Source organism: Vitiosangium sp. GDMCC 1.1324 (genome assembly GCF_003044305.1).
In the GTDB taxonomy this organism is placed as follows: Bacteria; Myxococcota; Myxococcia; order Myxococcales; family Myxococcaceae; genus Archangium.
Map to the genome: position 1 here is coordinate 107,346 of NZ_PZOX01000023.1, position 12,072 is coordinate 119,417.

Annotated in this window: 10 protein-coding genes; 4 read left to right on the plus strand and 6 right to left on the minus strand. The window is 66.9% G+C overall.

Translation table 11 applies throughout. The features are described 5' to 3' along the window. The first annotated feature begins 24 nt into the window (after window positions 1–24). From DAT35_RS45300 to DAT35_RS45315, 4 genes are all read left to right on the plus strand, one after another. Window positions 25–459 carry a hypothetical protein gene (locus DAT35_RS45300; protein ID WP_108075567.1) on the plus strand — a complete coding sequence of 145 codons (435 nt, stop codon included), beginning with the start codon at window positions 25–27 and terminating at the stop codon, window positions 457–459. Window positions 460–562: 103 nt separating this feature from the next. After that, window positions 563–2,017, plus strand: a complete 1,455-nt coding sequence (locus tag DAT35_RS45305; protein WP_108075568.1) for a glycosyltransferase — start codon at window positions 563–565, stop codon at window positions 2,015–2,017. Window positions 2,018–2,231: 214 nt separating this feature from the next. Next, window positions 2,232–2,978 (plus strand): hypothetical protein, encoded by a 747-nt coding sequence (locus DAT35_RS45310; protein WP_108075569.1) that lies wholly within the window; start codon window positions 2,232–2,234, stop codon window positions 2,976–2,978. A gap of 194 nt (window positions 2,979–3,172) precedes the next feature. Further along, window positions 3,173–4,174 (plus strand): hypothetical protein, encoded by a 1,002-nt coding sequence (locus DAT35_RS45315; RefSeq protein ID WP_146210137.1) that lies wholly within the window; start codon window positions 3,173–3,175, stop codon window positions 4,172–4,174. Window positions 4,175–4,289: 115 nt separating this feature from the next. Here the strand turns inward: DAT35_RS45315 and DAT35_RS60215 are convergent, their stop codons facing one another. The 6 genes from DAT35_RS60215 to hutI all read right to left on the minus strand — a co-directional run bounded on the left by DAT35_RS60215 (window position 4,290) and on the right by hutI (window position 12,069). Beyond that, the gene (locus tag DAT35_RS60215; protein ID WP_199243197.1) at window positions 4,290–5,867 is read right to left on the minus strand and encodes a DUF1501 domain-containing protein; all 1,578 of its coding nucleotides are present in this window, start codon (window positions 5,865–5,867) and stop codon (window positions 4,290–4,292) included. A gap of 12 nt (window positions 5,868–5,879) precedes the next feature. Beyond that, window positions 5,880–6,920 carry a hypothetical protein gene (locus DAT35_RS45325; protein WP_108075571.1) on the minus strand — a complete coding sequence of 347 codons (1,041 nt, stop codon included), beginning with the start codon at window positions 6,918–6,920 and terminating at the stop codon, window positions 5,880–5,882. Then, the gene (locus tag DAT35_RS45330; RefSeq protein ID WP_233262090.1) at window positions 6,920–8,713 is read right to left on the minus strand and encodes a DUF1549 domain-containing protein; all 1,794 of its coding nucleotides are present in this window, start codon (window positions 8,711–8,713) and stop codon (window positions 6,920–6,922) included. The genes DAT35_RS45325 and DAT35_RS45330 overlap by 1 nt, the downstream gene beginning before the upstream one ends. Window positions 8,714–8,881: 168 nt before the next feature. After that, a complete protein-coding gene (locus DAT35_RS45335) occupies window positions 8,882–9,589 on the minus strand; it encodes an amidohydrolase family protein (RefSeq protein ID WP_369946340.1) in 708 nt (235 codons plus the stop codon). 306 nt (window positions 9,590–9,895) lie between these two features. After that, window positions 9,896–10,732 (minus strand): class II glutamine amidotransferase, encoded by an 837-nt coding sequence (locus tag DAT35_RS45340; protein WP_108075573.1) that lies wholly within the window; start codon window positions 10,730–10,732, stop codon window positions 9,896–9,898. A 71-nt stretch (window positions 10,733–10,803) separates the two neighbouring features. Continuing rightward, window positions 10,804–12,069, minus strand: coding sequence for an imidazolonepropionase (gene hutI / locus DAT35_RS45345; RefSeq protein WP_108075574.1), 1,266 nt, complete (start codon window positions 12,067–12,069; stop codon window positions 10,804–10,806). Window positions 12,070–12,072 lie beyond the last annotated feature (3 nt).

Sequence of the window (12,072 nt, forward strand, 5' to 3'; positions counted from 1 at the left end):
CGCGCCGGATCTATCCTGCGCTCCATGACCCTCTCGCACGCAGCGCAGTGGTTCCTGCTCGTTCCGCTCGCCAGCGCGGTGCTGGCCGGATGCGGTGCCATCGAGCCGGCTCCCCAGTCGTATCCCCATGTCACCGTCTCCTTCGACGTGACGGTCCCCGCCGATACCCCGCCCGATGCGGTCGTCACCGTGGTGGGCTCGGACGAGGCGCTCGGGGGTAATACGGCACCGGGTTTCCGTCTCCGCCGCCAGGGCGAGCACTTCACGGGCTCGGTGCGCCTCTCGCTCGACGCGGACGTCTCGTTCGAGCTCTGGCTGGATGACGTGTGGCGTCCCGAGCTCTCCGCGGACGGCTCGCCGATGCCGCGCCATTCCTTCCGCGCGGGGGACGACATGATGGTGACCACCACCGTGGCCCGCTGGGGCTCTCCAGGCAAGGGGCCCCCGAGCAGGGATTGATTCGCATCCACCGAGCCGCTCGGCGTGCGGCGGGACAGGCGTTGCCTCCGCCCACCAGACGGGCGGGCAGGCGGTGGGCCCTGGCCCGCCCTACGTTTCCTTCGTGCACCTGCGCGAAGTCCAGATCCACCCGACACCGCTGGAGCGCTTCGAGCCACTCATCGGTCCGGAGCGGGCAGGGGCGCTCTATGCCGCGGCGGAGCTGGCCCGGCGGGCGCTCCACGGGCGCGTCGTCTTCATCGTGAACTCGACGGAGATGGGGGGCGGCGTGGCCGAGATGCTGCAACCCCTCCTCGCCTACTCGAGAGGGGCGGGCATCAATGCCCGTTGGTTCGTCATCCGGGGCGACGAGGACTTCTTCCGCATCACCAAGCGCCTGCACAACCGCTTCCATGGAGCGCTCGGTGACGGCGGTCCGCTCGGGGAGCGCGAACGGGCCACCTACGAGGCCGTCCTGCACGAGAACGCGCTGGAGCTCGCGGCGCTCATCGAGCCTCGTGACGTCGTGCTGCTGCATGATCCGCAGACCGCCGGGTTGATCCCCCTGTTACGGCGCTCGGGGGCGCTGGTGGTCTGGCGGAGCCATGTCGGCACCGAGCAGTGGAACGAGCCGGTGCATTCCGCCTGGAGCTTCATCCGGCCCTACATCGAGCAGGCCGCGACCGTCATCCTCACCCGTTCCGAGTACGCGCCGGACTGGTTGCGGCACTACTCGGTCATCCCGCCATCCATTGATCCGTTCTCGGTGAAGAACGAGCCCCTGGACGAGCAGACGATCCGCTCCATCCTCTGCCGCGTGGGCATCCTGCGCGGGAAGCCGGAGGTGCCCGCCATCTACTCGCACCGGGACGGGACACCGGGCCGGATCGATCACTGCGCGGACCTGGTGCGCGCCGGACCTCCGCCGCCGTCCGATGTCCCGCTGGTCGTGCAGGTGTCCCGGTGGGACCGGTTGAAGGACATGCTGGGGGTCATGCACGGCTTCGCGCGCCGCGCCGCCACGCTCGGGGAGGCCCACCTCGCGCTCGTGGGCCCGAACGTGAGCGGCGTCTCCGATGATCCCGAGGGCTCCCAGGTGCTCGACGAGTGCACCGCGGCCTGGCGCGAGCTGCCCCATGCCGTCCGGCAACGCATCCAGCTCGTCTGTCTGCCCATGATCGATCGCGACGAGAACGCGGCGATCGTCAACGCGCTCCAGCGGCACGCGGCGGTCGTCGTGCAGAAGAGCCTCGCCGAGGGCTTCGGGCTCACGGTCGCGGAGGCCATGTGGAAGGCGCGGCCCACCATCGGGAGCGCGGTGGGCGGCATCGTGGAGCAGATCGTGGAGGGCGAGAGCGGCCTGCTGCTCGATCCGCCCACGGATGTGGACGCCTTTGGCGCGGCGTTGGAGCGCCTGCTCTCGGATCGCGAGTTCGCCGAGCGGCTGGGCCGCAATGCCCATCAACGCGTGCTGGAGCACTTCATCGGGAGCCGGCACCTCATCCAGTACGCGAAGCTGTTCTCCAGCCTGGAGAGCCCTCACCCGGTGCAGGACACCGCTCCGGCTCCGGGCCCGTGAGCCGGGCGCTGCTCGGATGAAAGCGATTGCACGCTCAATCCCACCTCAACGCAGTGCAGTAGGGATGGGTGTGCTCGGGCGTGAAATTCCTCTCGGGTTCTGCTCATTTTTGAAATGACGGATTTCCTTGTTTGGAATGGGGCAAACCCCGTATATGGCGGGCCGCTTCACCCAGAGTATCAGTCCATTCCCATCCAAACATGGAGATTCGAGAATGCGAATTCAGCCTCATCTCATCATCCTCGGTTTTGCCCTGATCGCGGCGGGCTGTGGTGAAACACTTCCGTCGGAGAGGATCGAGTCTGCTCCGGTCGAGGGAGTGTCGGAGGCGGCGTTGACGTACCGGTACTGTTCCAGTGGGCTCGACTGCGGCCTGGGTTGTGTGTGCCAGGCGAACCAGTGCGTGAACGATGGCTTTGGTCCGCCGAACCCGGACTGTGGCTCGCCTCCCGTGCGTTCCTGCACCACGAGCTCGGACTGCCGGTCGGCGTGCACGTGTGTCTCGGGGAAGTGCCAGCCGGACGGATTCAGCCCGCCGTATGGCTACTGCCACCTGCCGCCGCCGGACGCCTTCGAGAGCGACAACACCGCCGCGACCGCGAGCAGCTACCTGGGCTCGCCGCAGCTCAACCATACCTTCCACGAGCTCGGCGACGTGGACTGGGTGGCCGTGTACTTCGGAGTAGCGGGGGCGGCGAAGTTCGAGGCGTACAACATCAAGAACGGTGCCAGCGTCTACCTGGATGTGTACACGTATAACAATGGGAGCGCCGGGTCGTACGTCGCGGGTGCGGGCCACGTGTGTAACGACCCGTTCAATGCGGCGTGCCGGGTGGCGCGGGTGACGGTCAATGTGCCCGCGGGCTCGGCGTACTACGTGCGTGTCCGCAACCTGAACGACACCGCGCACAACGTCTACAACCAGTCCGCGCCGGGTTACGACCTCCGCATCTATTATTGACCGCGGATTGAGGGCGGGCGAGCAGGCCGCTCTGGAGTTCGGCAGCCTGCTCGGCCCGGGTTTTTCCTCGAGCGTCAAGGGGAGGGGGTCTCTTTCAAAAGAGGAGAAAGTCGTGGAGGATCTACGGGTCCGGTAGGCCACGGGGGGCTTCGATTTCGAGGGGCGACCCCCATCCACGCGACGCGGGAGGATGAATGCGAAGCCATTCGTTGAGAGTGTTGTTGATGGGAGGATTGTTCCTGGGGAGCATCACGGCCAGTGGGGGGTGCCAACCGCAAGAGGAGCGGCTGCTGCTGGATACCCGCCTGGTGGAGACGAGCAACCAGGGGGGGAGTGTCCAGGGCTTCTACTTCGGGGAACTGGAGATGCTGGCCTATGACTACCGGCCTGGCGCGACCGTCCAGCAGACCGGTCAGCACTTCGGGTTCAACGCCACGCATGATTGGAGTTACTGGGGGGCGCTGATGAGCGGCCATGAGTCCGCTCGCGATCTCGTGCTCCAGCCCGGTCAGCAGTTCGATGCCGCCACGCTCGACGAAGACAACAGCGACACCCCCGACAAGGACTTCATCGAGAACGTGGGTGTCTTCGACATCGACCTCTTCGAGGTCTACATGTACCGGACGGGTGTCCTCCACGACAATGTCTATTACGGCATGAACGCGGACTTCAACGGCTCGCAGACACACCCGCTGTACAAGTACCCGGCATGGGCCTCATGGGAGGATCACTACTGCGATCCCGAGTTCCCCGGCCAGGCGGAGCGCAGCCAGGACCTGAACGTGTTTTTCGTGCGCTCGGACTGGTTCCCGCAGCCTGTCAACGTCACCACGGCCCAGGAACCCGGCACCATGCCGATCAGGCTTGTCATCAGCCACTCGAGCGTCCCGCTCACGCCGGATCAAGAGAGTCTCATCCTGAGTCTGGTGAACAATGGCACCCAGCGCCGCTTCTACTCCAACCTGCTGTTCATCCCGATGCCGGGCCCGGTGTCGGTGAAGATCAAGGATACGGCGTCGTCGAGCAACTCGCCGGGGACGAACCAGTACGTGGCGGGCAAGTTCCGCATCACGATCAACTTCGACATGTCGGACATCATCCACCCGTCCACGGATTGGAGTGTGCCCCGGATCCGCTACAACGGAGATCCCAACAACATCCCTTTCGGGCTCGCCATCAGGTTCGATCCGCTCTGACGTGGAGCCCGCCAGCTGCACTCTGGCGGGCTCAAGCCTTGCAAACCCATCCCCAGGACTGGCTCTTTCAGCAGCGCATCAGCGACCGGCTCTGAGCCGGGAGGCTGTCTGCCCTTTATGACTTGCGGATGCCCGCCACCTCTCCGTAGCCGCCGGGGATGAAGAAGTCGCTCGTGTTCATGCCCATGATCCGCAGCGCGGTAGTTACTGCGTCCGCGGCCCGGGGCACGCGCTTCGAGGGCTGACCGTTCTCCTCGATGATGTCCACCGGCACGCCGAGCCCGCGCGGGGTGTACGAGCCGACCTGCCGGTTCGCCGCCACATTTCCGCCCGCGAAGCAGACCGAGGTGTACGGGTGGTGATCATCCGGCTGGTAGTAGGAGTTGTCGCTCGTGCGCGAGGCCCAGCTGCGGCCGAACTCGCTCATCACCAGCACGAGCGTGTCATCCAGCAGCGTCTTGCCTGGCTTGCCGGGAGCGGGTGCGGCCTTGAGCTCGCCCAGGAAGCGCGCGACGCAGTCCATCAATCCGCGGCCGTGCGCGCAGCTGAAGGCGTGTCCAAAGGCGTTGTGCGTATCGAAGTCGACCTGCAGCGACACGTGCACCGAGGTGCAGAGGTCCGACTTGAGCAGGCGCAGCGCGAGATCCATCCGGGGATCCAACCCCGTGAGGTGGAAGTTCGCGAGGCCGAACGTGTACGTGAACGTCTCGGAGAGGTAGCTCGACAGGTACGCGGGCCGGCTCGACTTCAGCACGTCGATGCCCTTGGTGCTCTCCAGCACGGACACGACGTCCGTCGCGAGCACGCGCGAGACCGACGACAACGAGCCATGCAGGCCCTCGAGGTAGCTGTCCACCTTCGCTGTCGAGCGGTCCATCATCCGCTGGGCCCGCGTGAGCGAGAAGCGCTCGATGGTGGTCGTCTTCAGGTTGCTCCCGGTGGGCTTACCATGCGCGTCCAGCTCGGGGCCCGCGGTGCGCGCATCGAGCCCCGTCCACCACGGATTGTCCGCGGGCTTCGCGGAGAGCTGCGGCTTGAGCGCTCCGATCGACGGAACGCGCACCGGCGAGGCGTGGGAGGGCAGCCCCATCCCGAGCGGCGTGCCGCGCTCACCGGTGACGACCACGAATGGCAGCGGCCGGCTCTCGCGGTACTTCTCGAACAGGTGATTGGCGATCACCGAATGAACGGCCGGCGCCCGGTAGTCCGCACCGGCGACACCGCACATCGAGGCGATGAACGCGCTCTGGTGATCATTGGTGCCCTGGTCGATGCCGTGCAGCACGCTCAGCTGCTCGTGCAGCGCGAAGTGCTTGAAGCCGTACATGAGCGGGCTGTAGGAGCCACGCGCGGCGGGGTCGGCGGGGTTCCACGACTGCCAGGTCCGCAGTGGCTGGTAGGGTCCGTTCTCGGGCGCGAGCGACACCAGCTTGCTCGCGTCGAAGAAGACGGGCTCTCCGTTGTAGCTGGAGGACGTTGGCACGCAGAGCGGAATGTCCGCGTCACCCATCGGGGTGAAGTAGTACGCCGGCCGGTAGCCGCCCGGGATGTAGAGGACCACGAGCCGGGAGGGGACGTCGATGTCCGCGGCGCGCGCGGCGCTCGAGCCGAGGAGTCCCGCGCGTTCGAGGAGCGCGAGCTGTCCCGCTCCGAGGGCCCACTTGAGCAGTGTGCGACGAGAGGTGTTCGGCATGGTGTCCTCGGCTCAGTAGGTGATCCACAGCGGGTGACGGATGAGCGCCGCACAGACGCCGATCCACGCGAGGCGCGTGCTCTGTGCTTCGAGCGGCAGATAGACCTGTTCGTACAGCTCCTTCGCTTCCGTATCCGAGGGCGGCTGTCCGAGCATGCGCAGGTAGAGCGCGCGCAGGTTCTTCTGCACCGCGTCCGGGTTCTTCGCAGAGGTGTCGGCGAGCGTCACGTAGCGCAGCACCGCCGTGTTGCTCTTCTTGTCCACCGCGCGCGCGCACCAAGCCTGGGACATCTGCACCACCGTCTGCGCGGCGGAGGGACCGAAGCTCACGTCCCGCTTGCGGTACGCGAGCGAGTTGCCGCCTCCGAGCGCCTCGAACCGCTCGACGCTGCGTGAGTCGGAGACGTACTCGCCCGAGATTCCGGGCGCCCAATCCCCGGGCCAGATGAAGAGCTTGCCGCCATTCACCACGTACGCCCTGTTGCGCCAGTTGGGATCCGAGGTGGAGACGAAGTCCTCGAGCGTGAGCCCGAGCTGATCCATCAAGCTCACCACCATCTCCTCGGCGGAGAGCCGGCGGACAGTGAAGGCCTTCGGATCCGGAGCCTCCAGCCGCTCGGGCGCGGGAGGCAGCTCGCGAATCCAGGCCTTCACCTGCTCGATGTTCAGCGTGACGCGGCCGTTAGCGACGAGCTCCTCGTAGCGCTGGCCCGGCGGCATCTGGGGGTAGCTTCCCGGCGCGTTTCCCACGAGCAGCTGGATGAGCAGGCTGTTCTCCGGGTCCCCGGGCTTCACGTACTTCTCGTCGTACACGAGCCCGTTCTCGAACGCGGTGAGCGAGGCGAAGAACGGCTTGTTGCCGGTGAGGTGGCAGCCCTCGCACGCGGGCGCGAGCGCGAGCCGGATCTCGTCGTTCCTGTTCGCGGGGGCACAGTTCTCGCCACCGTCCGTGCCTCCGTCCGGGCCGCCCGGGTCCGTCTTGGTGCAGGCCCCCGTGGTGAGCACGAGTGTGGCCAGCGCGGCGATTCCCAGCATTGAACGCAGCGTGTTCATTACAGGCCCCTCCGCAGCTCGGGCTGCTCGAAGAGGTAACGGATGAAGGGCCTCAGCTTGCGCTCGCGTGCGACGAACTCCCTCGCGAGCTTGTCGATGAAGCGCTTCTCGGAGGCCGGGTTCAGCTCACGGCCGATGAACATCGAATAGAGCCTGCGCGCGGCGCAGCGATCGAACTCGCCGGAGCGGACGAGCAGCTTTCCGAAGCCGAGCGGACCCATGGTGCCATCGCCATGCTCGCCGAGCAGCGTGTACGACTCGGGCATCGTGTCGAGCAGCACCGCTTCCGGATTGGCGGCGATCTCCGCGGGGGTGACCGGGGTCAGCACGGTGTTGGGAAGGAACGCGTTCTTCCATCGGTAGCCCGGTGCGGTGCCGGTGTGCGGATACTGCCCGGACAGCCATTCCTTGGTGACGCGGTTGCGGCCTACGCCCGGAATGAAGGGCCAGGGGACGTAGTAGCTCGAGAACGGAGAGAAATCCCATCGCTTGAACGAGATCGCCGCCGGATCGAGCGTCTTGTGGCAGTGCAGGCACGTTCCGCCCGTCGCGGGATCCGTCTCGTACGGAGGGAAGTGCACGTCAGCGGGAGGAGGCGAGAAGCTCTGGCAGGCGAAGATCTCGAGGAAGCGCGCGGCCCGGACGCGCTCGCGCGGGAACGAGGACAGTGAGCCCATCATCGTGAGCACCCCGGCGGTGGGAATCCCCTTCGGCGCTTCGAGCGTGGTGCGGGGATCGAAGCGGTACGTGCGCTCGATGCTGCCGGAGGCCGCCTTGTTGTTGGTGAGCGCGAGGTGGAAGGGCTCCAGGTCCTCGACCACGAACTCGCGCCATGCCTGTGGATCGTTCGGCGTGGGGTGCAGCGGGTCGCGAGGTGCGGTGTCCGCGTCCGGGCGCCACCAGGTCGTGTTCGCGTCCAGCGCGGTGCTGCCCATCTGCCGGCCGAAGCGCACGTACAGCGCGCGCAGCCAGTTGGTCCCCACCGAGTAGTTGCCGAGGACGAGGTCCGACAGCGGCCGGTCGTGCCACGCGAGGTGCGCGAACAGGCGCGCGGGCTCCTCGTACGGGTGGCGCCGCTGAACGCCGAGGTCGAAGTTGCTCATGCTCCCCAAGCCGGAGAGCGGTGAGCACCACACCAGGTTCGGTCCGCAGCCGCACCCGGTGGGAAGCGCGGGATCGTAGTAGCCGCCGCCCGCGATGCCGCAGTCGACCGTGTTTCCCTTGGAGTCGAGGACCTGGGTGACGTCGGAGCCGGCCTTGCCGAGCACCTCGACCCTTGTTCCCGGCGCCCACCAGGGCTCGTGCGAGTGCACCTCAGCCGTCGCGGGATTGCCCTGTTTATCCTTGTCGTTGCACTGATTGACCGACTGGTCGCCGTACTCGTTCTGTTGGTAGTACGAGCTCGGACGTAGGCTGTTCGAGGGGCACTTGAGGAGGTGACCGGACATGTCGCCCTGGTACGCGTCGCCGGCGGCGCCGGTGGTGTACGCGCCCACCGTGATCCAGTCATGCCCGAAGTTCAGCATGCGCTCGTAGAACTTCGGCGAGGCGAGCGCGTCATCCAGCGCCGAGCGCAGGAGAGTTTCTCGCGCCTGGGGCGTGGCCGCGGCCGCCATCGCCTCGTACTGCTCGACGGTCGGTGTGGTCCCGGTGAGCCCGAGCATGATGCGCCGCAACAAGCGCGTGTCGCTCATCTGGTCGTTGGGAGGTTCCTCCGTGGAAGGATCCTCGGGACTGCATTGCTGGGCGTGCGCGTCCGCTCCGGCGAGTCCGGAGATTACGAGCATCACCATCAGCATGGCCGCGCTCTTCGAGTGCCAATGCCAGTGCATTCGCAGAAGGTTACCGAATGCACTTAGGAGATCAATGACCCAGGAGATTGGTGGGTGCGTGTTACGAACGTGCGATCGCGGGCCCGTGCGAAATGCACAGCACCAGAGCAATTGCAATAGGGTAGTCGTTCAGCAGCAGGTGTGCCGTGGCAGGAATGCGAGGAACGGTGCGCGCCCTGTATGTGAGGAGAGGCTTCGTCCGGCTGCCGTGGGGAGCTCGGGGGCGCGCAAGTAGACGGTGGTGCCGCCTTTGACGGTCTCAACCACATACAAGTCCCGCAGAGCCTCCGTGGACACGGTGAGCGGATTGCCCGACAGCACCACCAGATCCGCCAGCTTGTCCGGCTCCAGGGTGCCCTTCTCCCTCTCCTCGAAGTTCTGGTATGCGGCCCACGCCGTCACCGCCTTGAGCGCCTCCAGCGGCGTCGCCCGCTGCTCGGGCCCCAGCACCTGCTGGCTGCGCGTGGTGCGGGCCACCGCGCTCCACACCAGCGGCAGGATGTCCGGAGGCACCACCGGCGAGCCATTGTGAATCGTGTAGCGCAGGTTTCGCTTCGTGGCGGAGCGCAGGGGGGAGATGCGCTCGGCCCTTTCCCTTCCCAGCGTCTCGTCCCGGTGCCAGTCGCCCCAGTAGAAGGTATGCGCCACGAAGAACGTGGGGAGGATGCCCAGGGCCTTCATCTGGTCGAACTGGTCCTCTCGCACCGTCTGCGCATGCACCATCACCGGCCGTCGGTCGGCTGGCCCGAACTTCTTGGTGGCCTGCGCGATGGACCTCAGCATCATGTCCACCGCCGCATCTCCGTTGCACCTCACCGCGTTACACGAAGCATCCACAACGGAGCGTTGTCGTCAGCCCCCGCGCCCGCTGTCCTCCGACGAAGCAGCCCGCATCAACGCCAATACCCCCGCCGAGTTCGTGGACTACTTCGGTCCTCTGAAGCATTGAGCAGGGATTGACCGCTGTCGCGCGGACGGAGCGTCTGGATTTGGTCGCCCGGGGCCCGAGACCATTTCTCCGCTCTCCGAGCCGCCGTGGACGCGGCCGCGGACGACCGGCGAGCTCACGGACCACTTCCCGGAGCTCGAGCGGTCGACCTCCTGGCCCGCATGAAGGCGGACCTGGAGGAGGAGGGTGCTACCTCAGGGCCGCGTGTACAGGTCCTGTACCTTCCACCGGTGCAGCACGAGGCCGTTGTCCACGCCGACGACGTCTTCCTCGTCGATGACGTGCCAGTGGTCCTCTCCCGAGAGCTGCTCGCTGGCGAGCACGAACTGCTCGAGCTGCGTGCCTGGCTTGGGCGGACCGGCGTGCATGCGGTGCGGGCGCTTGCCCGTCTCCGGCGCCGTGTCCGACAGGAAGAGCGTCCGGTTGCGGCGCGTCGCCACCATCACGTCCCCGTTCGTCACGAGGAAGTTCATCGACGAGCGATCCTGCCCCGGCTCGTCCGTGATGGCTGACACCAGCTCCATCGTCTCCGCCAGCGCGCGAGCCACCTTCTCCACGCACGCCGGACCCACGAGGCACTGGCGCTCCGATAGCCGCGTCAGGAAGAGGTAGAAGCAGCGCTCCGAGTCCGTGGCTCCCTGGATGTTCGCCAGCAGCTCCGGGCGGATGAGCGCCTCCACCACGGCCTTGTGCCGGGCGAAGTTCTTCAGCGTCCCGTTGTGCACGAAGCACCAGCGGCCATGGTGGAACGGATGGGCGTTGCGCTTCTCCACCGCGCCCACGGAGGCCAGGCGCAAGTGCGCCACCACCGTGCGGGAGGACACCCGGCTGCTCACCCGCTCGAAGTCGGGATCACAGTACGCGGGGCCTAGCCCGTGCGCGACGAGCGGGCGCTCGCCTGCTTCATAGGTTGCGATACCCCAGCCGTCCTTGTGCTCCCTCGACTGCTGGAGAAGCGAGTTCTTCTCCGTCACGAGGGAGGGATGGACGGCGGTGGGAACTGAGGAGCGGAAGCCGAAGAGACGGCACATGGTCTTGCTGTTTGTTTATAACGGCCGGCCCAGACGGGAAGTCCCGTCACGCCACTCCTGTCCGCTCCACGTCACGGACAGAGGGCCCGCTCATTCTCTACCACTACATGGCCATCTTTAATGACAATCCGCGCGTGGTTGATTCCCAGGTGGTAGGGAAGATGGCGGTAGTTTGAGCACGAAAAAACGACAATGTTTGCCGGATCCCCCACGGTAATCCGGCCGTATGTGTTCAAACCAAGGGCCAGGGCGGCACCACGGGTGGTGGCCCAGTAGGCCTCGGCGGCCGTCAACCCGTTCTCCAGGCAGGCGAGCCCCATGGCGAGGGGAAGGTTCTCGCTCATGGCGGAGCCGGGGTTGAGGTTGGTGCCGAGCGCCACGTTGACGCCGGCGTCGCGCAGCTTGCGCCCGGGGGCGTAGGGCCGCACGCGCAGGAAGAGGGTGGAGGTGGGCACGAGTACGGCGGTGACGCCCGCGTCGGCGAGGGCTCGGATGCCCGCGTCGCTCACGTTCTCCAGGTGGTCCGCGGTGGCGGCGCCGAGCTCGGCCGCCAGCTCCGCGCCCCCGGAGGCGGTGAGCTGGTCCACGTGCAGCCGCGGCTTGAGCCCCAGCTTCTTGGCTGCTCCGAGAATCCGGCGCGCCTCGTCGTGGCTGAAGGCTCCCTGCTCCACGAAGATGTCGCAGAAGCGCGCCAGCCCCTGCTCGGCCACGGCGGGGATGATCTCCTTGATGCAGAGATCCATGTAGGCCTCGCGCCACTCCCGGTACTCCTCGGGCACGGCGTGCGCGCACATGAGCGTGGGGATGAGCTCCAGGGGCTGGAGCGTGGAGAGCCGCTGCATCACCCGGAGCATCTTCAGCTCGTCCTGGAGCGACAGGCCGTAGCCGCTCTTCACCTCGGCGGTGGTGATGCCGTACTCGAGCATCAGCTGCAGCCGGGGCAGGGCGAGCTGGATGAGATCCTCCTCGCTCGCGAAGCGGGTGTTGCGCACGGTGTTGGCGATGCCGCCCCCGGCCTGGGCGATCTGCAGGTAGGTGGCTCCCTGGCAGCGCAGGTCGAACTCGGCGGCACGCTCACCGGCGAAGACGGCGTGCGTGTGCGGATCCACGAAGCCGGGGCCCACGAACTGGCCGTGCGCGTCCACCACGCGGGTGGAGGGGCCCACCGCGCCCTTGGGCAGACTGCCCTCGGAGCCCACGTACCAGATCTTCCCCCGGCGAACGCCCACACAGGCGTTCGGACGGGGCGTGAGGGCCTGCTCGGCGGGCTCCTGGGGGGAGCCCTCCACGGTGAGCACCTCGGACGTGTTGCGGATCAGCAGCTCCAGGGTTTCCATGCG